The sequence below is a fragment of the Pseudomonas sp. S2_E02 genome, from assembly GCF_054668355.1.
The window spans coordinates 5,884,948-5,906,668 of record NZ_CP162761.1 but is presented as its reverse complement, the minus strand read 5'-3'; the positions used below and the strand labels follow the sequence as shown (position 1 = coordinate 5,906,668).

Below are 21,721 nucleotides of genomic sequence, written 5' to 3'. Positions count from 1 at the left end.
GCCAGGTCATAGGCGACGGCGATCAGGTCGGTGATGGCGCCGACGCCGCACTCATGAAAAAACTCGCAACGGCCCAGCTCAGCGCATTGAGGTCAGCCAGATCCAACTGGTTGACCGACGACGGTGGAATACCGGCGCACACGGCGATGTATTTGGCCGCCACGTCCATGTCGAGGCTGACTTCTTCGCTCTTGTCGATCTTGTACGGCAGCGCCTTGATCGCTCGCACCTCCTGCACCGTCGGACGGCGCAGGACGAGTTCGGTCAGGGGCTCGCCGTGAGCTTCGATCGCAACCTGAAGCTTCACGGCGCCGCTCATTGCCAGGTCCCCTTGATGCCTTCGAATTTCAGTTCGATGGTGGCGTCATCGCCTTTGGAGACTGGTTCTTCGACCAGATAGGCGCCGGCCAGTACGTAGACTTTGCCGTTGCTGAATTCGCAGGTGACGGTAATGTCGGTGCCTTCAATCAGCTTCTTCAGCGGGAAGTCGGCGGTGTGCAGCGCGGTTACTTTGAACGACGGCGCGATATCGGTTTCCTTGTAGAAGCCGGGTACGACGGTTTCGCGTTTGACCGCCATCAGCGGGGCTTCGCAGCCGCCATTGATGGTCAGTTGTGCGCCGTCGACTTTGACGTAGCAGGTGCCTGCAATCAGTTGACCCATGGTGTTACTCCCTTGAATAAAAAAGCCCACACGCGGTGGGCTGAATGCTGGTGGTCAAACGCGGCGATCAAGCCGCGTCGTCGTACTGCAGACGGAATTGGTTGAGCAGTGCGAACACGCGCAGACCGTTGATGTAATCCGGCGGGAACAGCACGTTCACGCGGCTCGGGTCCTGCACGTCGCGCTCGACGATCAGGTGCTCGGCAAACAGCTCGGCGTTCTCCACGTGGCCTTCGAGTTCCAGCTTGGCGTACTGGGCGATCAGCTCGCCGCGAATGGTCGCCGGGGTGACAATTGGCTGGCCGGCGCCGAAACGGGTGCCGTCGGAAGCCAGTTTGTGCCGGCCGTATTTGCTGGTGATCACGCTTTGCAGACGGCGCACGATGAACGCCGACTGGTGCATGGTTTCGCTGTCCAGGTAGGAGTTGTCGGCCTGACCGTAAGCGTTTTTCTGGTAGGTGGTGATCGAGCGCTGGATGCGCACGTAGCCGCCCTCGTAGTACGCGGTGGCGATGCCGTAGTTGAGCAGCGACTGACGCTCGGTCAGGGTGAAGCGCTCACTCGCCGGTGCCGGGTCAACGCCCGGCAGGCTGCCGCTCTGGGTCGGACGGCTGGCGTCGGCAGAGATGAACACCGCAGTGCGCGCAGCCAGTGCCGCCGCTTGCACCCAGAACGGTTGCGGAACGCCCGGTTCCAGCGCCTGAATGGTCATGTGCTGGTCGTTGCGCGCCTGGCCGGCGGCAACCAGAGTACCGACGGTGCCGCGCTTGGCGCTGTAGACGTGACCGAACAGTTGCTTGGCCCACGACCAGCGACCGGTGCTGTCATCCATGACCGCTTGCCAGGTGTTGAGGGTCGACAGATCGGACCATGGCAGTGCGATGAATTCGAACGGCTCGTCACCCAGCGCGGCAATGGCTTCAACCTGATCCGGCACACCGGCACCGCCGGTCATGGCAGTGACTGCAGTGGTCAGGCCAGCCGGGGTTTCTTCGCCGTTGCTCTTGCCCAGGCGATTGAATTGCAGGCTGATGTCGTTGCCGCTGTCGCCAGTCCATTTGGCGTTCAGGGTGACCACACCTTCGGCTGCGGCAGCGCTGACCGGCAGGTCGGCGGTGGCGTTGATTTTTTGCGCCAGGGCGGTGGCCGCTTGGGCAGCGGTGGCACCGTTGACCACGGTGGCTTGCACACGCACGCCGCCGACATACAGATTGAGCACGCCGGCCTGAGTGGCGGTGCCGGTCAGGGTCAGCACGCCTTTGGCGATCGCGCCTTCGGTGTTGTGCAGCGGCAGGCACCAGATCTCACCGATCGGGTCGGCCTTGCGGAAGGTCTCGTACATCGAGGCGAGCATCGAGCCTTGGCCACCGATGCTTTTCGCCAACGCAACGCTGGACACCAGCACCAGTTTGCCGACCTCGGTCGGCGCGATGTTGTCGTTGACCTGAGCGACGATCAGACGACGCAGGGTCGAACTCGCGCTATTGGCGGCCGAGTTGTCCATTTCGGCATAGAACAGCGGTACACGAATGTCCGCAGGGATGTTGCTGAATCCGATCGCCATTATTTGGCTCCCTTTTGTTTGGCTGGTGCGGTTTTGAGGGTGATATCGCCGTCGGCCAGACGTCGGCGCCACCAGGCGCTGTCCAGCACTTCACGGCCTTCGGCCGGCAGCAGATCGCCCGCCTCCGGGTCCGGTACGACACGGCCAGCGGCCGGCAGTACGGTGATGCGATTGCTCATGGGGTTACGTCTCCAGAGAAAGTCATTTCCACGCGCCCATCGGGGCCCGGGCGTTTCAGGTTGGGGTCGGCCGGGTCGATCGCATCGACCCGCACGGTGGCCCCGGTAAAGGACGACAAACCGTCCAGTTCGCGTTCGTGCCAACTCTCCGCAGGCTGACTCGGCAGATTGCGGCCGAGCTGGAACTCGGCAAAAAAGCGCAGCCGGTAAAAGGCGCGGCTGCTGTTGATCGAGACCATTTCGCCGCCGTCGTAAACGATGGCGCTGTAGGTCGAATCTGGTTTGAAACCGACCAGCGCGCGCCACAACTCGGCGCGCAGGTCGTGCAACAGATCCAGCGCTTTTGTAGCGTCGGTGGCGTCAAGCACCAGGACGATTTCGAAGCGGTCGCGGATCGGTTGGGTGGTGAGGTTTTGGGTGGTGCTGTTGCTGGCCAGATCGGCGATTGGCAGCACGTGGGCCGAGGGTGTCGGCAGTTCCGGGTTGCCTTGCAGCAAGGCCAGATCGAGGCCCACCGAAATGTGATTGGCAAGGCCAGGGCATTGCCCACGCAGTTGCGTGAGGATCGGGGTGATCTTCATGGGGATACTCCAGAATGAATGCGATCTGCAGCGCACTGCAAAACCTGTGGGAGCGACGGTGCGACGATTCGACTTGCTCGCGAAAGCGGTGTTTCAGTCGATGACTCTTTTGAATGTCAGATTGCATTCGCGAGCAAGCTCGCTCCCACAGGGATCTTCACCGCTGTGAGATTGAGGAATCAGTCTTTGGCTTCGGCTTTCGGGTCGAGGCACGACGCATCGATCAGGCAGCGATAGCTGTTCTCGCGATTGCCACTGGCGGTGACCTTGTCGATCGACCAGCGTCCGCGCATGAAGTCCGGCCAGGTGTCATCGAGCAGCACCAGGCCTTCGGCGGCCAGCCGTGGATCGCCGGGGCAGGTGATCTTCACCTTGAACTTTTGCCGGAGCATTTTGCGCACTTCGCCTTCTCCCACGGCGATGGCATCGGCTTCGCTGGGTTGGTGCTGGCGCAGGATCTTGTACGGCGAAAGCCCGGTTTTGACCTCTTGCAAAATACCCGTAGCAGTATCCAGCCAGCGGGTTATGCAGCCCTGATTCTGCGCCCGCGCGGTCTCTTCCAGCGTGGCGCTGACAAAGGCGTGATCACCCGGCCGATTGTTGCTGGTCACCGACAGGATCACGTTCGCCAGCACTTTGCCGGACAGTGATTTGGTCTGACCGGGTCGCGCCAGCACGTAGATCTGATCGTACGGTTTGGCGACCACGTTGTACTTTGCCGCCAACCGCGTCAGAAAGCCCATGTCGGTTTCGTTGGTTTGGTCGATGTGCTCGATCCGTATCAGTGACACATCGGGGGCAACTCGCGGTGAGAAACCATGCCGCGACACCAGTTCGCGAAACAGTCCGCCGAGCGTCGTTGGACCATGGCTGGCGGTGCGGCGCTGCTTGAAACCGGTCTCGTCATCCTTGCTGAACGGTGCAGCTGTGGCCACCAGTGTCAGGCGGAACGGGAACAGCGTCGGTGTCAGCCGTATCACTTTGAACTGGCCCTTGTCGACCATTTCGGTTTCTCGGTAGCCGACCTTCAGTCCGATTCGGCCTCCGAGGTTCGGCAGCCCGTCGAGGCCTTCAAGGTCCACGGTCAGAGTCAGTTGATCAGACTCGATCCCGGCGGCATCGATGTGCTCCCAACTGATCAGGCGTTGATTGAGCAGCGCCGCGTTTGAGCCGTAGATTTCTACCGCCGGGGTAAAACCCAGTGTCATGCAACCTCCTTAATCCCAGGCTGTGAGCGGGTTGATCGCGGCGGGTTTTGTATCGAGTTCCGGCAGTACCACCCAGACACCTGCGGACAGGACCGGGCCATGCTCGGCGAGGGTCGGATTGAGCTTCCACAGGGCCTCTTCGGCAGAATCATCGCTGCGCCCGGTTTCGCGATAGAGCAGCAGATTCACCGAATCACCGGCCACGCTTCGAACCTTACGCATTATTGAACTCCGCCAATTCGATGACCCAATCGACGACCATCGCCGTGCCGTCATCGATGATCTGGGTCTGGGTTTCCTGAACATTGTTGATCCGCCACAAACCCCAGTTGCGGCCTATGCCGTCAATCAATGGCAGCGGTATTCGCAGGGCCTGCAAGGCGCGCAATTCATCGAGCCGATCCATGGCCACGGCGTACATCGACTTGCCGGTGATGGTCAGGGTTTCCGACTTCTGGCCGGTCTGACTGGATTTGGGTTTGCTGGTGAGGATCTGTATTTCGGACCAGCCGCCATCGGACTTGCGCAGCAACTGGTGATACGCAAAGTTGCGCGAGAGGCCGAAGATGAAACTGCCCAGTGCCATTTGTTGTTTCATCAGGCGACTCCATCGGTCAGGGCTGCGTCACGGCGGGTGGCGAGCGGATTATTGGTCAACAGCGGCAAGAACTGGCCGTGGAATTGCCCACTCAGTTGCTGCCCGATGATTGTACGAATCTGCTCGGCAGTGTCCGGCGCCGGACAGGTGACCTGGATCAGTGGGGAGAAGGTGACTTGCTGGTTTTGATTTTGGGTGGGAGCGTTGACCAGATTCTTTGCGACCTCTCCCGGCGCAGCGAGTTTATCGGCGGGCGGACTGGCGAGTTTTTCCCCCAGGTAGGACCCTGCGAGTCCACCTACGACACTCCCGATGGCCGTACCGACACCCGGAAGAATAAGCGAGCCGAGAAACGCGCCAATAGCTGTACCCGCCAGCTCACCTTTTGCGCTTCCCACCGCTTTGTCATCACCTTCACGCAAGCCTTTCAGGCCTGTGTATGCGGCATGGGCGACCATCAAAGGTGCAGCGACTTTACTCACCAAAGGCATAGCCCGAGACAGCATCGGCATGACATTCGCACCTGCGCTGCGCACTGCGGGCAAGACCTTGGCAGCCGTGCTTTTGATGGCGGGCATGACTTTGAGCGCTGCACCGCGCAAGCGATTGCCCAGGCTTTGGCGCACAGCTGGCGTGCGGGGCTGAGCACTTTTCGCAGGTGGCTTGGCTCGTTTGCCTTGACCCGACCCGCGAGCTGATCGCTTCTTTTTTCGACCGCCACTGTCGTCATCGTCACCGTCGATCATATCGCCGATTTCGGACGGTAAACGCGCTGCAGCCAGTCGCAATAGCCTCGTGGAAATCGCATCGAGCACTGAAGACACACCGGTCTTCAATGTGCCCGCTACGAACGGCGTGGCAGCCGCCCCAAGCAACGTCAGTGCAGCTGTGACGAACGGGAAGCTTTCGGCTGCGGCACTCAGTCCATTGACCACCGCCGTGAGCGCGACGGCAAAGCCATCTGTCACCGGGGCCAATGAGTTGCCGACTGCCGTGGACAGCCTGTTGAGACTCGCATCCAGCGCATTCCAGCGCCCCTGCGATGTATTGCCATAAGCCCCAGCGGTTTCTGCCGCCGAGCCTGCATCCTCACCGCGTTTGGATGTTGCATACAGGGATTTGTCAGAAACCAGTTTGAACGCAGTTTGAGCATCCTCAGGCTTCTTCAACAACTCGAGGATTGCATCATTGTTGCCAAACAGCGTTTTTGTCAGTGAAGCCTGTTTCTCTTCAGGTTGTTTCCTGAGTTCTTCCAGAACCAACTTAATCGTTTGGGGGGCATCTTCACTCATCCCACGTGCCAGCGACTCGGGGTTCAGCCCCATTTCGGCCCAGGCCGAGCGCTGCGCCGATGAGGCGGACTGACCTTTACCCAGAACCGTCGTGAAACTCTTCAGCGCCGCTGCGGCATCTGTCTTGTTAGCGCCACTGTTCAGAAATGCTGCCGCAAGTGCAGCCACTTGCTCGGGCGTCATCCCTGCAGCTTTGGCGCCCTCCCCGGCACTTTGAACGACGGAACCGATGTCAGCGGTTTTGACGTTCAGGCCGCTGTTGCCAAGGTAGCTGGTCGCGTCTGCCAGATCCTGGCTCTGCACCCGATCAAGCTTCAGAGCCGTGCGCCAGCCCGCCAACATCTCGCCAGCAGCCTTGACATCGATCTTGAAGGCCGAGGCATTGATGGCGGCATCACGAGAGAAGTCCTGTAATGCCTCCTTTTTCTGCTCGCCCTTCAGACCATCACTGATGCCGGACCGCAGCGCTGCGAGTTGCACTTGCAGCAAATCCGCGCCAGTAGACCCACTAGGGGCAACCCGTTTATCACTGGCGATTTCCAGGTTCGTTTCCGAGAGTGCCTGAAGCGATTCGTTGCTCAGGTGCAGCACCTGATTCAATTCAACCAGCGCCGTTTCGTTGGCCATTGCCGATTGAGTGATTTTCGGCGGCGGACGCTGCTCGATTTCGGCCTTGAGTTTGGACTTCGGCTCAGCGCTTGCAGCAGGGGCTGCTGCGCCGGCCTTGAACAACGACTGCTGGGTGACCAGTAGCTCCCGCAGCTTGATCTGCTCTTGGGTCAGCAAACGAATATCCACGCTTGCCAACGCTAGCGTCAGACTCAAATCCTGCAGCGGTTTACCGAGGTTGTCGGGCACCGAAAATCCGCCTGTTGTATTGCCGCTCTCACCGGCGTACGTGAGCGCATATTTAATCTCTGCCATTGCCGCTCTACTCCTGTTTCACGCCAAGGCGAGTGATCGCTATGTCGTAGCGGCGCAACGCCTTTTCGGCGTCCCATTCGAGAATTTCCGCCTCACTTACCGGGTAAATGAGCGGGACGATATCGAGGATTACTTCGATATCGCGTTCCGAAAGTAGGCCGCCGGCTGGTTTAAAAAATCGTCGATGCGCACCTGCAATTGCGTCCAGTCCGGGACGGTCATCAGGGCCAGATCGGGGATCATCAGGCCGGTGCAATGGGCGGTGATGAACTCGGCGCGTTCCTTGGCCGTTTTCAATTTCTTCATCACTTTGGTGGCGCGAAGTGCCGGCATTTCCAGCGACAGCGAGGTCACGGTGCGGCCGGTCACGGCGAGCGGTTGCAGCAGTTGCACTTGGTCGGGATCGGCGGATATTTCCGCGTCTTCGACCTGCTCCAGAAAGTACGACGCCGGACGGGTCGACATCTCGTGCACGTACTGGGCGATGCTCACGTAGTCCGGGCGCTTGAGCTGGTCGAGTTCCTTGACCGACAGGCCGGTGGCGAGCAGGGCCAGTTCGAAGAACTGATCGTCTTCGTCATCGCCGGCGCGTTCCAGCGCTTCTTTCTGTGCGGCGTAGAACAGCGGTTTGAGCTGGATCGTTTCGATCTGCGAACCGTCGTCGCCGGTAATTGGCGACAGCAGGTCATGCTGGGGTGGCATCCACGACATGTATGAATTCCTTGGTGATTCGTTTAGATCCACTGTGGGAGCGAGCTTGCTCGCGAAGGCGTCGGGTCAGTCAACATCGATGTTGAACATCAGACCGCTTTCGCGAGCAAGCTCGCTCCCACAGGGTTTTGTGATTGCCTGTGAGCCGTGGGTTACGGCATCAGCACCGCACGCCGCGCATCACCGAGGATGTCGACGCCGTTGAGCGCGAACTTCTGGGTACGCACGTCGATGTCGATCACCGGCACGCCGTTTTCCAGGCGGTTGTAGGTGCGGCAGGACAGCTCCAGGTTGGTCTTGGGTTTTTCACCCATTTTCACTGCGGTTTCTTCGAGGGATTTCAGCTTGCCGCCGACGGTGTGATAGGTGAACCAGGTGTTGCCATCCTGATCCTGACCGGCTTCACGCACGTTCAGCAGGATGTCGTCGCCCAGCTTCACACCCAGTGCGAGCATGACTTCGGCGCCGAGGCCTTGCAGGGTCAGCTTGGCGTTGAGCGCTTTGCCGCCCTTGGCCATTTCTTCGACGATGAAGCGGCCGCCACGCATTTCTTCCACGTCGAATTCGATCTTCGGCGGGGTGAATTCTTCAACGGTTGCCGACAACGGCAGGCCTTGCAGGGTGGCCGCGATGGCCTGTCTTACGCGGTTGGTAAACATTAGAGAACGTCCTCCAGGAACTGCTCGATGATTTCATCGCGGGCGTTGAGTTGATAAACCATGTGTTCGTTCGGCGCGTAGCGGCCGTAGTCGATGACCACGTACCAGGTGCCGTTCTTGTACTTCTCGACGCTGTTCAGTTCCGGGTGCAGATACACGCTGCCGCCAGGAATGGTTTCGTCGGCGACCAGGGTTTGCAGCCAATCGTTGATGCGCTTGACCTCTTGATCCATGAACGACTTGGTGAGGTTCTTGGCCATGGCTTTCTGGCCGGCCTTGACCAGCTTGCGGCTGATCGCATCTTCAAGGCCGACGTAGCTGATGAACTTGCCGGTGATCGAGCGGTTACCCAGCAGCGAGAAGCCGCCGAGCACGGTGCGGGCGTAGTAGCTGACGCCGTAGCGGTTGAGCAGATCGCCTTCGGTGGAGGTGTCGAGGATGTTGTATTCAACGACCCGCGAAACGTCTTCAGCGTAGGTCACCTGGTTGCCCGGGCTCTCCCACTGCTTGACCTTAGCCAGCGCGGCAATCGCCAGGCTGGAAGGCGACAGGAAGACGTTTTTCTTCGCCGCTTTCGAGTACACCGCCGGCATGTTGTGCACCACCAGGCAACGGTCGAAACCGAGGTCGGCGCCGCCCAGCTCCTGGCTGTAAAGCACTTGATCGGCGACCGAGGCGTCCTTGCCGTCCAGCACCACACGGGCCTTGATGCGCTTGCCGAACGAGGCGAACTCGCTGGCCACCGCTTTGGTGCCGGTGAAGCCCGGCGCACCGATGATGGTCAGGTCTTCCGGGACACTGCCCAGCGCGGCCAGACCGAGCTTGCGGCCAGTCAGTGGATCAACGCCGCCGATCACATTGTTAACGGTGTCGGCCGGAGTCGCGCCCGCTTCGACGATCACCACGTACACCGGCACCTTGACCACTTTGAGGATCTGGTAGACCGCGTGGTATAGGGTGCCCTCTTCCGCACCGGTCGGATCGAGCAGCGCGTGGGTGGTGAAGCTGTTGATGCGGAACGGCGCGTTACGCGGAATCAGCGGATCGGCTTTCGGCGCAGTGCCGACCAGACCGATGACGTTGTCACCCAGGCCACCCATGGCCTCGGGGGATTCGGTGGCATTGACGGTAATGCCGTTGTGCTCGAAGTTCAGAACTTCAGCCATAGTCAGTCAGCCTTCTTGGCAGCGGCCTTTTTGGCCTGGGTGGTTGGGGTTTTCAGTTCCAGTCGACCGGCGAAGTGCAAGGCACTGGCCTCGACGTCGAGCAGATCAAGGTCTTGACCGACGCTCGACCAGTGCCCACCGCCGGTGGGGAATGGGACGAGCACGGTGTAGGTTTGGCGGGTTGCCATTTTTCGTTTCTCCATAAACGGGAAAGCCCCTCTTGGGGAGGGGCTTGGCGGGTGTTGAGTGCTTTTGGGGTTAGAAAAAAACACCCCGAATTCGGGGCACTTATTGGAGCGCTGCGCTATCTAGGGCGGCCCGTGAAAAGACCACCAGGACTTCATGGTTAACCTATTGCGGGTCTAACGTCGGCAGCCGCTGCTTGAATCGCAATGATTGCTTCATCAGCAATCTGCTTGGCCTCCATAGTGGCCCCCGCTGCGATCTTCTGTTTGATCTGCTCCTTCGCCTGCAGGCGATTCTCGCGGATCAGGTTTAATACCTGCACATATTGGCTGGCCTCAGCCAGCATGCTGTCGGCGGCTTCACGTGGCGTTCGACCCGTGATCGCCCAAGCAGCGACCGTGCGCGGCACTGCATCACCCGGATAGCCATCATCCTTGAACTGCTGAGCCTCAGCAGTAGCACGTTCATACTCAACTGCACGCAATGGGTCGCCGGCAACGAGCCGCCGAATTTCGTCAGCATAGGTGTCTATCCGCAAACAAATCTCGTCGGCGGTTGGCACTGGCTCTCCGTCCTGCACCCACATGCCAGTCCATTCCCCAGTTTCCTTGTCTCGTGCTCCGGTAAATCGCGGGTTCCAGCAAGGCTGGGGAAGTGGAATGAGCGTCCAGTCAGAGTAATTTTTATTACTGGCGTCGGAGAAGAGAAATCCGCCTTTTGAATCGAGGATGTAATACATGGCTTGCCTTCACGCTAGTTGAGTGCAGAGGTGAATTTGAGCTTGGTAGGCGCTAGCTCCAGCCGACGCTCCCACTGACAGGTCGATGCTGAGGTTCCCGTTGGTTTCAAGTGACCAGGAGAGGTAACCAAACGCCAAGGGTGACGACGTAACCCAATCGCCGGTGCCACAACATCTGAATCGAGGCCTTGCTCCGGGCGGTAGAACACACAAAAGAGTTGATTGACCACCAATCGCAGTTCCACGGGCAAAGTCGATGGAGACATACAAGTTGCCGTTCGCCGTCCAGTAGCGCGAAGTGTTTGCGTCGTAGAACCCGTTCAGAAAGGCCGGAGCGGCCAGGTTTTTAGTTGTCGAGAAGTCGGCAATGGCCTGATTGACGACGCCCTGGGTACCCGCTGTGGTGTAGGCATCGGTTATCCCGTAACCCGCGAGAGTAGCCGGCTTGCCGGAGCCAATTTTCGACCAGTCAAGTAACGGGATGTCTGTCGCGGAAAGTGCTGCTCCCCCTGTCACCAAACCTTTAGTGTTAACGGTAACCTTTGTGTAAGTACCGGCAGCAGCGCCTGAGTCGGCAAGCGCTATGGATATGTTGGCATTTGCCGATCCGTCAAACGACGCGCTACCGCTCGCCGCGCCGGAGACGGAAATACTCCGAGGCGTTTCAAGCTTTCGAGCCGCGACTGCCGTTGCGTTGATTCCAAGGGCATCAGTGATCCCGAACCCGGCCAACGTATTGGGGTTGGCCCCCGCAGTCGCCCGGCCATATTCATCCACCGTCAGACTCTTGTAAGTCCCGGCAGCAATCCCGGTGCGACCGGCGAGCATCTTGAACGTCAGCGCGGTGGTGCCCAGGATGACCGGCGCATTGGTGGTCAGGTGCCACAACGAATCACCGTTCGCAGTGCCCTCCTCGACCATGACCGTCAGGCCCGGCGTGACCTTGGCGTTACTGTTGGCATCGGTCGCCCGTACCCAGTCGCCATTGGCAACGATCCACAGTCCGTTGTCCTTGGCCAGGGTCTGGTTCGCAACAAGCACGCGGTCGCCAGCAATCACTGCGACACCGTCAATTTGCTGCGCACCGTTCAATACGATGTTGGTGGATGCCGCAACACGCACCGACTGCTTACCATCCAGCTTGCCGAGTTCTTCGGCGAGATAACTCATGACCCAGGCACGAGTGGCTTTGACCACCGTGTCATCAATCAACAACGTCACCAGCGAAGCATTGCTGGTCTCGAAAATCGAGCGAATGTAGAACTCTTTCCCCGAACCCGACGTCGCCAACACCGGTTTGAACGACTCCGGATATTTGACGATGGCATAGAGAATCCCGGTGTCAGTCCACAACCCGGCCTCTCGTACATACCAACCGCCGACATCCGGCGGAATGGTCACTTCGGCGAGCAGCCAGCTCGGGTTCTTCTCGTCCTGGAACAGCGCATTGAGCGGGCCGCGCCAGACTTCGCGTTTCAGCGCGGTGGCGGTCGCGGCCGGGTTGTAGACCGTGCCGCCGCCGTCACCGACGGAAATCTGCGTCAACTTGATCGGCGTGCCCGCGGCCTTGCACGCCGTTTCGTAGGCAATCCCTGCGTTGGTGAGCAGGGTGTAATAGTCAGCCATTCAGGCCCCCTGAGGATAAATTGTGGATGTTTCGACGGTGTACATGCCGGCAGCCATGAATGCCTCTCCCGAGGTTTCGAGCCCTTCGATGAACACCGGATAAACCGTGGTCAGTTCACCGCAGAACGTCGCGGCGGCGATGACGTGATTGCCGAAAGCGCTCAAGCCGACCGAGACCGTCAGCACATCGCGTTCGCTCTTGGCATCCGCCAGACGTCGGTCGAGACGGGCGTCGATTTCTTCGCTGTAGGGCTGGTCGCTAAAAGCTCGTACGGAAAAGCTGTACGGCGCACCGGGCGGTGTCTGTTCGTACCAGGCGCGGATCTCGGGTCTTAACTGCAAACCCTTGGCGGCGTTTTCCAACGCCTTGCGGGTGCCAGCCTGGCGCGCGGTGGGCCAGGCCAGTTCAACGGTCAGGCGTTTTTCCGCTTCCGGTGCGGCGGTGCTCCATTCGGCGACACCACGATCCGCTGCCAGATAAGGCAGAAAGGCGACAGGCGTTTCGCTCGGGTTCATCAGTTCGGGAAACGGCGGCGCGATGCGATCAAGCAGTGCGCCGAAGCCCAGATCCAGACTTCGTTCGAGTGCCGAGCTGTTGGCCGGCAGCAGCGTCGGACGCTGAGTTGGCTCACTCATAGCGTCAGCACCTCAACTTCGACTGCGGTGCAGTACGGCGCTTGAAACGCCGTCGTCACGATCGGCGCCAGCGGTTCGAGAATCTGCAGTTGCACAGCGCCGGCGCTGTGCAGCGTGTAGTCGATCCAGCTTGGATCAACGCGGCCTTCAAGACGATGGCAACTGTCAGCGTAGGCCTGCAATTGTTGCTGTGCGGCGACTTTGGTCAGACCCGAATCGGGGCCGGAATTTATCTTCGCGACCACGCGAATCTTGTAGCGCTGAATATCGGCTGCCTTGACCGTGACAAGGTCGGTTTCCGGTCGTACATCAGGCCGCGCGAAGTGCTGACGAACGCCGTCAAGCAATGTCGCGGAAGGCGCGCCATCACCGTCTCGGGACAGCACAGTGACCTGCACTTCGCCCGGCGCGGTGCGCCGACCATTGCCATCCTTGACCTGTGCAGCGAGGCCGTCCGGGTTGAAGGTGTAAGTGACATTCACCACACCTGCCTCAGTGGATTCGACATGCACCGTCGGACGCTCGCCGAGGGTGAAAACTTCGCGGCGATACTGCATCCGCGAACCTGCTGCCGGCGCATGGGGCGCCAGGTAATAACGCAAGCGGGCATCGTCGTCGCTTTCATAAATCGCCGGCACTGGCGGGAATGCCGCCGGGTCGCCGGGATCAAGCAACTGCCGCTCCAGGCCCATGTCCGCTAGCCGCGCATCGAGGTTGCTCCCCGTCGCCCACCACGCCAGCATCTGTTTGATGCGGGCGTTGTATTTGCGTTCGTGGGTTTGCAGCCGAACACAGAAAGCCTCAAGCGCCAGGGTCAGCAGTTCGCTTTCGTTTTCCAGGCTGGTCTTGAGTTTTGCGGCACTGTCCGGCGAACGCACACCGACGTATTCGATGACGAAAGTCTTGAACTCGGCGAGCAAGTCTTCGAAGGCTTCAACGGTGATCAGCGCGGGTTCGGCCAATTGGTTCTGGCCGGGGATCAACATGCTCATGTCACGACCTCGAAGGTTTGTTGACGGTTTTTCCAGATGCCGGCGAAGCGCAGCCGCAGACCGGCGCCCTGGCGGCTGGCGACGATCACTTGTGGCTGAAAATCGTCGATGCCGTTTTGCTTGTTGTAGAACGCTTGCGCCGCGTGGCTCTGGGCCAGAAGCAGAACGTCGTCACCGAGGTTCTGCCCCAGCAGCGTGGGGATCAACGATCCGTACAACGGGCGTTTTTGCCGGGTGCCCAGCGGTGTGGTCAGGGCCCGGGTCGCGCGCTGCACAAATTGCAGCCAGTCGTCGACCGTGGCCCCGCTGTCTCTATCGATTCCGATCATGTGGAGGCTCTTGAATCAGGGGCTGATGACACGGCCCTGGTGATCGACCAATGGACCGCTGAAGTGCACGCCCGAAGGGTCGATGGTCAGGCCGACGGCACCCAGTTGCAGGGTGATCAGTTGTGGCGTCATCGCCAGTCGTGCCGGGCCGATGCTCAGTTCCAGCGACTCGCGAGAACCGCTGAAAGCCGCTGGGCCGTTTTGCCAGTGGAGGGTGTGCGTGGCATCGTCGTAGCCGCTTTCGCTGCCGTCGACATGAACCCGTCGCGTCAGCGTGGGGACAGTCGAAACGGGTGGAAAGCGATCACTGTTCAGGCCGAACAGGGCGACACTTTGTGCGCCACTTTCGCCGCTGCCGTAGTTGAACAGCAGACACTGCTCACCCACGGTCGGAATCCGCGACTCACTCTGTGCGCCGGCGCTGGGGTTGAAAAACTTGATCGCTGGCGTGAGCAAGCCACCGTGGCTGACCTGGCAGGTATTGCTCGCCGCATCGACTGTCTGGCAAATGCCGATGCGGCAGAAGCTTTCAGCGCGGCGGTACAGGTCGTCGATTTCCGCTTCCATTTCGGCCAGGCGTTCGATGATCGGCCCCAGTTGCATGCGCAATAACGCGTCGAACATCGGTCAGGCCTCCAGCGCGGTGTATTGGTCTGGATCGTCGATGTTGCTGACTTCCCAGGTGCGGGCGAATTTCGGTGTGCCCAGTGGATCATCGAGCAAGGTCGGGCCGAGGTAGAGGGTCTGGTTGAACGTCAGGGTCCAGGTTTTGATTTGCTGGTCAGCGCGGGTCAGCAACGACGGCAATCCATCGATATTGGTCGGCAGATCACATTGATCGCCAGGCAGTCCCCAGCGATTGTCGGTGATCAAATTCTTCAGCACAGCGATCAGATCGCATGCTGCAAATGCGCTGGCAGAAAGGGCCGGGATGACTTGCAAGGACACCGTCATGACATGCGCAATTCGCCCGTCAGCGCCACGTACTCCCGCCCCATTCCGGTCGAAGTCGATCAACACCCAGGCCTGATCGCCCGGTGCAGTGAAATCATCGTGATTGCCGACATTGATGTTGAGCCCGGCAGTGTTGCGCAGCGTCGTCGCGATGGCTGTGAACAGTTGCGACGGCTGCTGGATCGGTGTGGGCATACATGACCTCCTTTTCAATCGTCCACGCGAAACCCTGCCGCCAAAATGGCGGCACGGAAAATTGGTTTTGGTTAAGGTTGGTCGCGAGGCGGAACTTCGCAGACGCCGATGCGCTTGGCGGCCCAGCGTTCGTACAAGCCGATGGCGACGTCGGCGCCAGCCATCGCTGTCAGGCAACCGAACGCACCGGCGGCCCAGATCGAAAGTCCAGCGGCATACAGCAGCATGATCGCCGACACGCCGCAGATCATGCAGGCGCCGGAGCGCAGGGCCAGGCGTCGCAGCAGTGACCAGCCACGGGCACCTTCCTTGTCGGCGCGCCACATTTCGCCGGAAACTCCGCCGACGACGGCAAGGAGGATGACCAGCCAGATCGGCATATCGGCCAATGCTTGTTGCTCGGTTGTCATGTCACGCCTCCCGGGGGTGAGTGATTTGTGTTGGGTTCAATCGTTATCTCTTGAGGTAGGCATTCCAAAAAGCCCGGCAGTCTCCGGGCTTTTCAGTAATGCGGCCCGGAAAACCGCACAGCTGATTTAAACGAAAGGGAAAGGGATCGCTGGCCAAGTAATGGTGTACGGGAAATCAGGTTGATTTTTGTATTCGCTCACGGCGACAACGTATTGCTTGAAAGCCAGTAACGCTGCTTCTTCGGCAGGCGTTGCGACGCCCAGATCCACCTTGTAATCAAATGGATTGAGCAGCAGCCATTTTTGCGTGTCTGCCAGCAGCATGGCCGCCATAACCTGACCTTCGCGCACTAGCTGGTCATAAGTAGGCGCGACAAACTCCCAATGATCACTGACCCTGAAAGCATTCCATCCGACCTGAACTGTCGTGTTACCCGTGGCATCCGCCCATTCTCCCCACACACCATCTGGAGGGTTCAACGGCATCGCTTCATCGGTATCCAGAATTTGATAAACCTTCAGGTTGAACAGTGCGATAAAAACGTATCGATTCATGCATTTCTCCTTTTTAGATTTACAACCCCTGGGGGTTGGCGGCTCGATCAGATCGAAGCCAGGCAGGCATTCAAAAAAGCCCGGCGCTGAAGCCGGGCTTTTCAGTAATGCGCTCCTTCGCCTTCCTTCAAATCCTGTGTTCAAGAAGGAAGCTGACTTTTCGGCGCTACTGGCGCGGTACGAGTCCGTTCAAATTGTTTTTCCGACCGCGGTCCCTGCCCGCCGGATAACTGCTTCTGGTGCTTTACGCTGCACACCCGGGTCAGTTGCCAACCCTCTGAACCGTTGAGGCCGGTTCATCGCTGCCTGTTCTTGTGGAACTAAAGAGCTTTCTTGCCAGCCGCTTTGTCGAGCGGCTTGGTGGCAAGAATATGCATGTATGCATATCCAGTCAATGCGCAAATGCATTTATTTATGCACAGGAAATGCGCAGATGCATGGAAGCCCCGCAACTCAAGGGTTTGGCGGTTTCATCAAGGCGAAAAAAAACCCGCCTGCGAGGCGGGTTTATCTGAGAAGGGTCGGGTTAGCGGGCGTACATGCCCCACCAGAAGACGTGACCGAGGATGACGATTTGCTCCTCCTGGATTTCCTGGAAGCTGTAGTCCTCGTCCGGGTGTTCATCGCGATTGAAGCTGCGCAGACGAATGCCGGTCGGCAGGCGATAGAGTTGCTTCACGCGCAACTGGCCGTTGTGATTGATCGCGTACAGGTCGCCATCAATGATGTCGCCGATGCCGCACTTGCCGGCGTTGACGCCGACGGTGGCACCATCACGCAACACCGGCAACATGCTGTTGCCACGTACTGTCACGCATTTGGCCTGGTCGAACTGCACACCGTTATGGCGCAGGCTGCGCTTGCCGAAGCGCAGGCTAGAGCGCTCGCTCTCTTCGATGACGAATCTTCCTGATCCAGCAGCCAATTCAACCTCGCGAAGGAACGGCACCGATACTTCGTCATCATCGACCGGCGTATCGTCGTCCCACAGCATTATGTCCTTGAGTTCCGCGTGCACGTCATCACGCGCGCCACCGGCCGACGGCGCGACATCCGCGCGCCCGCGCAATTGATCGGTGCTCACGGCGAAGTACTCGGCGATCTTCGAAATGTGTTTATCCGAGGGATCGACGATCTTCCCGCTGAGAATCCGCGAGAGAGTGGATTGAGGCACGCCGGTGCGACGGTGGAGCTCCGTGGGGGAGATCCCGTGCTGGTCGAGCAGTGCTCTTAAGACGGAGGCTACGTTGCGTTTTTGCATAACGCGCATAGTGCTTGAAGTTATTCGCGAAGACAAATGCTAAATCGCATAGCTAATGCATAAATCAATATTTTATGCAAAAACGCTTATGTAACCACTCACAAGTCATTCAGCATCGGCTTTCAGCTACTCCCTATCAACACTTGGCTCACCGCTTTGTGACCACTCCTCTGTCCTGCTGGCGAAAAAAAGCCCGCTCAATGACGGGCTTTTGAAAAATCGGATTTTATCGCTTACAAAAGAATGTGTCCCTCCAACCTTCCGAGTAGTCGACCATAGAAACTCTGGCCTCGGGGTTGGTCTGGAAATACTCTTCCCAGTTGAACGTCTCTGTTTCATAACCAAAATGCTTGGCCATGAATTTTACTGCCTGGCGCGAAGGCCTTCCCACGATGGTGAAACCCTTGCGAGTAAGAGAATCAGTCCACGCCATCTGCTGATCATCTACCTGATCAAGCAGCATCTGAACGCCATACGGGTTGCCGTAAACCACGCGTGGATCGTTATTGGTTGGATCTGCCAGTTCCTCGGAAACAGGAGTAACTTCGGTGTCGATGACAACAAATTTTGCGCCGGTTCGTTCAATCAGGTCGAACAACTCGGCATGGCGAATAGTGTGGTAATAAAAACCAAGACAGAAAACTACGTCAAAGGTCTTGCCTTTGATCTGGTCAAATACGTCACCTTGCAGGAATTCATATCGAGAACTATCGATCCCATACTCGGTGAACGTCTCTATAGCATTTGAAATCAATTCCTGGCGCGGCTCGATTCCGGTGACATGTGCAGCCCCAGCCTGAAGGGAAGCAAAGGACCAACGTCCGTCATGGCTGGCAATATCCAGAACTCTCTTCCCTCGAATGAGTTCAGCGTTTCGTTCCATGATGGCTCGGTACCGGGAGTTCAGGCGATCCGGAAACGGGCTCGTCTGGCTGGTCTTATAAAATCGAGGAAATTCATCAAAAAATCCCATGCTATTTTCCTTATATCTGTCTTCAAGCGCTGACGCACATTTAAAGGCTGGCATCATACACCAGAGCGCCCTTTACAAGATTCGCGGAATTATTCTTTCCTGCACTAACCGCGCGCCCCTATTGACTGAAGTGTCATGAGGTAGCCTGGTTCAGGGCTATCTGAGCCCGCCGGCAACAATGCCGAAAAATTCCCTGTACCATTAGACAGATATGAGTTGTCAAATAGACAGGTAGAGCTGAACTCCGCGTATGACCGACCTTTCAAACCACACCCCGATGATGCAGCAGTACTGGCGCCTGAAGAATCAGCACCCGGATCAGTTGATGTTCTACCGCATGGGCGACTTCTACGAGATCTTCTACGAAGACGCGAAGAAGGCGGCCAAGTTGCTCGACATCACCCTGACCGCGCGCGGACAGTCGGCGGGGCAGGCGATTCCGATGTGTGGGATTCCTTACCACGCGGCGGAAGGCTATCTGGCGAAGCTGGTGAAGCTTGGCGAGTCCGTGGTGATTTGTGAGCAGGTCGGCGATCCGGCCACCAGCAAAGGCCCGGTTGAGCGTCAGGTCGTACGGATCCTCACGCCGGGTACGGTCAGTGATGAAGCGCTGCTTGATGAACGCCGCGACAACCTGATTGCAGCCCTGCTGGGTGACGAACGTCTGTTCGGCCTTGCCGTGCTGGACATCACCAGCGGCAGTTTCAGCGTGTCGGAAATCAAAGGCTGGGAAAACCTGCTGGCGGAACTGGAGCGGATCAACCCGGTTGAGTTGCTGATCCCAGATGACTGGCCGAGGGATCTGCCAGCGGAAAAACGCCGTGGCGTCAGTCGTCGTGCGCCGTGGGATTTCGAGCGTGATTCAGCACTGAAAAGCCTTTGCCAGCAGTTCTCCACCCAAGACCTGAAGGGTTTTGGCTGCGAGAACCTGACCCTGGCCATCGGCGCTGCGGGTTGCCTGTTGGCCTACGCCAAGGAAACCCAGCGCACCGCCCTGCCCCACCTGCGCAGCCTGCGCCACGAACGTCTGGATGACACCGTGGTGCTGGACGGTGCAAGCCGTCGCAACCTCGAACTCGACACCAACCTGGCCGGTGGTCGCGACAACACCCTGCAATCAGTCGTTGATCGCTGCCAGACCGCCATGGGCAGCCGTCTGCTGACCCGTTGGCTGAACCGTCCGTTGCGCGATCTGACCGTACTGCTGGCGCGCCAGACCTCGATCACGTGCCTGCTCGATCGCTATCGTTTCGAAAAGCTGCAACCACAGCTCAAGGAAATCGGCGACATCGAGCGAATTCTCGCGCGGATCGGCCTGCGTAACGCACGTCCTCGTGACCTTGCTCGCTTGCGCGACGCCCTCGGTGCCCTGCCTGAACTGCAAGTGGCGATGACTGACCTGGAAGCACCGCACCTGCAATGTCTGGCGACCATCACCAGCACCTACCCGGAACTGGCGGCACTGCTGGAAAAGGCCATCATCGACAATCCGCCGGCGGTGATCCGTGACGGCGGCGTGCTGAAAACCGGTTACGACAGCGAACTCGACGAGCTGCAATCGCTGAGCGAAAACGCCGGCCAGTTCCTCATCGATCTCGAAGCCCGCGAGAAAGCTCGCACCGGTCTTAGCCACCTGAAAGTCGGTTACAACCGCATTCACGGCTACTTCATCGAATTGCCGAGCAAGCAGGCCGAGTCGGCACCGGCGGACTATATCCGTCGGCAAACCCTGAAAGGCGCCGAGCGCTTCATCACGCCGGAATTGAAAGAGTTCGAAGACAAAGCCCTGTCTGCCAAGAGCCGTGCCTTGGCGCGCGAAAAGATGCTCTACGAGGCGCTGCTGGAAGACCTGATCAGCCAGTTGCCACCGCTGCAGGACACCGCCGGCGCGCTGGCCGAACTGGACGTGTTGAGCAACCTCGCCGAGCGTGCGCTGAATCTTGACCTGAACTGCCCGCGCTTCGTCAGCGAGCCGTGCATGCGCATCTCCCAGGGTCGTCACCCGGTGGTCGAGCAAGTGCTGACCACGCCGTTCGTGGCCAACGACCTGAGCCTGGATGACAACACCCGTATGCTGGTGATCACCGGCCCGAACATGGGTGGTAAATCCACCTACATGCGCCAAACCGCATTGATCGTGTTGCTCGCTCACATTGGCAGCTTCGTGCCCGCAGCCAGTTGCGAACTGTCGCTGGTCGACCGCATCTTCACTCGAATCGGTTCCAGCGATGACCTGGCCGGTGGCCGTTCGACCTTCATGGTCGAGATGAGCGAAACCGCCAACATCTTGCACAACGCTACCGAGCGCAGCCTGGTGCTGATGGACGAAGTCGGGCGCGGCACCAGCACCTTCGACGGTCTGTCGCTGGCATGGGCGGCGGCCGAGCGTCTGGCGCATCTGCGCGCGTATACGCTGTTTGCCACCCACTACTTCGAACTGACCGTGTTGCCGGAAGCCGAGCCACTGGTGGCCAACGTCCACCTCAATGCGACCGAGCATAACGAACGCATCGTCTTCCTGCACCACGTGCTGCCGGGACCTGCCAGCCAGAGCTACGGTCTGGCGGTGGCGCAACTGGCTGGTGTGCCAAGTGAAGTGATCGTGCGTGCCCGTGAGCACTTGAGCCGACTGGAAGAAACCGCTTTGCCGCATGAAGCGCCGAAACCTGCCGCCAAGGGCAAACCGGCGACGCCACAGCAAAGCGACATGTTCGCCAGCCTGCCACACCCGGTGCTCGATGAACTGGCTAAACTGGATCTGGATGACCTGACCCCGCGCCGAGCTCTCGAAATGCTCTATGCACTGAAGAACCGGATATAAGCACTGAAGAAGCGGATATAACGCAAACGGCTTCAAGCTGTTAGAATCTCGCGCGGTTTGGGATGCTGCTGGCTAATAGCCTGGCCAGCAGGTATCGCTCCCGAACCTGGCGACCCCAACCGTGAAGGGGCAACGCTGCCGCCGCCTGAGGAGAAAATTAGAAATGACCTTCGTCGTCACCGACAACTGCATCAAGTGCAAGTACACCGACTGCGTAGAAGTGTGTCCGGTGGACTGCTTTTACGAAGGCCCGAACTTCCTGGTGATTCACCCGGATGAGTGCATCGACTGCGCCCTGTGCGAACCGGAATGCCCGGCTGTAGCTATTTTTTCCGAGGACGAAGTTCCGGAAGAGATGCAGGAATTCATTCAACTCAACGTTGAGCTGGCTGAAATCTGGCCGAACATCACCGAGAAGAAAGAATCGCTGCCAGATGCCGAAGAGTGGGATGGCGTCAAAGGCAAGATCAAAGACCTTGAGCGCTGATCAGCCCCGCGC

26 protein-coding genes are annotated in these 21,721 nt (G+C 59.0%); 2 read left to right on the top strand and 24 right to left on the bottom strand.

Annotated features, from left to right (window positions below; translation table 11 throughout):
* Window positions 1-22: 22 nt before the first annotated feature.
* From AB4O01_RS26405 to AB4O01_RS26290, 24 genes are all read right to left on the bottom strand, one after another.
* Window positions 23-319 (bottom strand): phage tail assembly protein, encoded by a 297-nt coding sequence (locus AB4O01_RS26405; protein ID WP_007908778.1) that lies wholly within the window; start codon window positions 317-319, stop codon window positions 23-25.
* Window positions 316-663: a phage tail tube protein gene (locus tag AB4O01_RS26400; RefSeq protein ID WP_007908779.1), complete on the bottom strand. Its 348-nt coding sequence runs from the start codon at window positions 661-663 to the stop codon at window positions 316-318. Before AB4O01_RS26400 ends, AB4O01_RS26405 begins: the two co-directional genes overlap by 4 nt.
* A gap of 67 nt (window positions 664-730) precedes the next feature.
* A complete protein-coding gene (locus AB4O01_RS26395) occupies window positions 731-2,227 on the bottom strand; it encodes a phage tail sheath subtilisin-like domain-containing protein (protein WP_095050429.1) in 1,497 nt (498 codons plus the stop codon).
* On the bottom strand, window positions 2,227-2,406 hold the full coding sequence (locus AB4O01_RS26390) for a DUF2635 domain-containing protein (RefSeq protein ID WP_093436496.1): 180 nt from the start codon (window positions 2,404-2,406) through the stop codon (window positions 2,227-2,229). The genes AB4O01_RS26395 and AB4O01_RS26390 overlap by 1 nt, the downstream gene beginning before the upstream one ends.
* Window positions 2,403-2,987 carry a phage tail terminator protein gene (locus AB4O01_RS26385; protein ID WP_093436499.1) on the bottom strand — a complete coding sequence of 195 codons (585 nt, stop codon included), beginning with the start codon at window positions 2,985-2,987 and terminating at the stop codon, window positions 2,403-2,405. The genes AB4O01_RS26390 and AB4O01_RS26385 overlap by 4 nt, the downstream gene beginning before the upstream one ends.
* A gap of 179 nt (window positions 2,988-3,166) precedes the next feature.
* On the bottom strand, window positions 3,167-4,195 hold the full coding sequence (locus AB4O01_RS26380; RefSeq protein WP_460090019.1) for a phage late control D family protein: 1,029 nt from the start codon (window positions 4,193-4,195) through the stop codon (window positions 3,167-3,169).
* Between the two features lie 9 nt (window positions 4,196-4,204).
* Window positions 4,205-4,417 (bottom strand): tail protein X, encoded by a 213-nt coding sequence (locus AB4O01_RS26375; RefSeq protein WP_099758144.1) that lies wholly within the window; start codon window positions 4,415-4,417, stop codon window positions 4,205-4,207.
* The gene (locus AB4O01_RS26370; protein ID WP_460090018.1) at window positions 4,410-4,793 is read right to left on the bottom strand and encodes a phage tail protein; all 384 of its coding nucleotides are present in this window, start codon (window positions 4,791-4,793) and stop codon (window positions 4,410-4,412) included. Before AB4O01_RS26370 ends, AB4O01_RS26375 begins: the two co-directional genes overlap by 8 nt.
* A complete protein-coding gene (locus tag AB4O01_RS26365) occupies window positions 4,793-7,009 on the bottom strand; it encodes a phage tail tape measure protein (protein WP_460090016.1) in 2,217 nt (738 codons plus the stop codon). Before AB4O01_RS26365 ends, AB4O01_RS26370 begins: the two co-directional genes overlap by 1 nt.
* A gap of 129 nt (window positions 7,010-7,138) precedes the next feature.
* A complete protein-coding gene (locus AB4O01_RS26360; RefSeq protein ID WP_116254556.1) occupies window positions 7,139-7,720 on the bottom strand; it encodes a phage tail assembly protein in 582 nt (193 codons plus the stop codon).
* A gap of 152 nt (window positions 7,721-7,872) precedes the next feature.
* A complete protein-coding gene (locus tag AB4O01_RS26355; protein WP_460090015.1) occupies window positions 7,873-8,379 on the bottom strand; it encodes a phage major tail tube protein in 507 nt (168 codons plus the stop codon).
* Window positions 8,379-9,545 carry a phage tail sheath protein gene (locus AB4O01_RS26350; protein WP_242204863.1) on the bottom strand — a complete coding sequence of 389 codons (1,167 nt, stop codon included), beginning with the start codon at window positions 9,543-9,545 and terminating at the stop codon, window positions 8,379-8,381. Before AB4O01_RS26350 ends, AB4O01_RS26355 begins: the two co-directional genes overlap by 1 nt.
* Before the next feature lie 2 nt (window positions 9,546-9,547).
* The gene (locus tag AB4O01_RS26345) at window positions 9,548-9,733 is read right to left on the bottom strand and encodes a hypothetical protein (RefSeq protein WP_122843259.1); all 186 of its coding nucleotides are present in this window, start codon (window positions 9,731-9,733) and stop codon (window positions 9,548-9,550) included.
* 158 nt (window positions 9,734-9,891) lie between these two features.
* Complete coding sequence (locus AB4O01_RS26340; RefSeq protein WP_147307368.1) at window positions 9,892-10,470, bottom strand: hypothetical protein; 579 nt, start codon at window positions 10,468-10,470, stop codon at window positions 9,892-9,894.
* A gap of 9 nt (window positions 10,471-10,479) precedes the next feature.
* Window positions 10,480-12,096 (bottom strand): phage tail protein, encoded by a 1,617-nt coding sequence (locus tag AB4O01_RS26335; protein ID WP_460090013.1) that lies wholly within the window; start codon window positions 12,094-12,096, stop codon window positions 10,480-10,482.
* The gene (locus AB4O01_RS26330; RefSeq protein ID WP_093436520.1) at window positions 12,097-12,732 is read right to left on the bottom strand and encodes a phage tail protein I; all 636 of its coding nucleotides are present in this window, start codon (window positions 12,730-12,732) and stop codon (window positions 12,097-12,099) included.
* On the bottom strand, window positions 12,729-13,724 hold the full coding sequence (locus AB4O01_RS26325; RefSeq protein ID WP_460090012.1) for a baseplate J/gp47 family protein: 996 nt from the start codon (window positions 13,722-13,724) through the stop codon (window positions 12,729-12,731). Before AB4O01_RS26325 ends, AB4O01_RS26330 begins: the two co-directional genes overlap by 4 nt.
* Complete coding sequence (locus AB4O01_RS26320) at window positions 13,721-14,053, bottom strand: phage baseplate protein (RefSeq protein WP_093436526.1); 333 nt, start codon at window positions 14,051-14,053, stop codon at window positions 13,721-13,723. Before AB4O01_RS26320 ends, AB4O01_RS26325 begins: the two co-directional genes overlap by 4 nt.
* 15 nt (window positions 14,054-14,068) lie before the next feature.
* Entirely contained in the window at window positions 14,069-14,677 is a 609-nt protein-coding gene (locus AB4O01_RS26315; protein WP_460090011.1) for a phage baseplate assembly protein V, read from the bottom strand.
* A gap of 3 nt (window positions 14,678-14,680) precedes the next feature.
* Complete coding sequence (locus AB4O01_RS26310) at window positions 14,681-15,202, bottom strand: hypothetical protein (RefSeq protein ID WP_093436533.1); 522 nt, start codon at window positions 15,200-15,202, stop codon at window positions 14,681-14,683.
* 71 nt (window positions 15,203-15,273) lie between these two features.
* Window positions 15,274-15,612 (bottom strand): phage holin family protein, encoded by a 339-nt coding sequence (locus AB4O01_RS26305; protein WP_093436536.1) that lies wholly within the window; start codon window positions 15,610-15,612, stop codon window positions 15,274-15,276.
* 126 nt (window positions 15,613-15,738) lie between these two features.
* On the bottom strand, window positions 15,739-16,167 hold the full coding sequence (locus AB4O01_RS26300) for a tail fiber assembly protein (protein WP_460090010.1): 429 nt from the start codon (window positions 16,165-16,167) through the stop codon (window positions 15,739-15,741).
* A gap of 526 nt (window positions 16,168-16,693) precedes the next feature.
* Entirely contained in the window at window positions 16,694-17,428 is a 735-nt protein-coding gene (locus AB4O01_RS26295) for a LexA family transcriptional regulator (protein ID WP_093436542.1), read from the bottom strand.
* Between the two features lie 226 nt (window positions 17,429-17,654).
* A complete protein-coding gene (locus tag AB4O01_RS26290; protein ID WP_175559641.1) occupies window positions 17,655-18,401 on the bottom strand; it encodes a class I SAM-dependent methyltransferase in 747 nt (248 codons plus the stop codon).
* 250 nt (window positions 18,402-18,651) lie between these two features.
* Between AB4O01_RS26290 and mutS the strand changes: the two genes are divergently transcribed.
* Together mutS and fdxA are read left to right on the top strand one after the other, a co-directional pair.
* Entirely contained in the window at window positions 18,652-21,222 is a 2,571-nt protein-coding gene (mutS, locus tag AB4O01_RS26285; protein ID WP_460090009.1) for a DNA mismatch repair protein MutS, read from the top strand.
* A 163-nt stretch (window positions 21,223-21,385) separates the two neighbouring features.
* Window positions 21,386-21,709, top strand: coding sequence for a ferredoxin FdxA (gene fdxA, locus AB4O01_RS26280; RefSeq protein ID WP_007908827.1), 324 nt, complete (start codon window positions 21,386-21,388; stop codon window positions 21,707-21,709).
* Window positions 21,710-21,721: the final 12 nt, after the last annotated feature.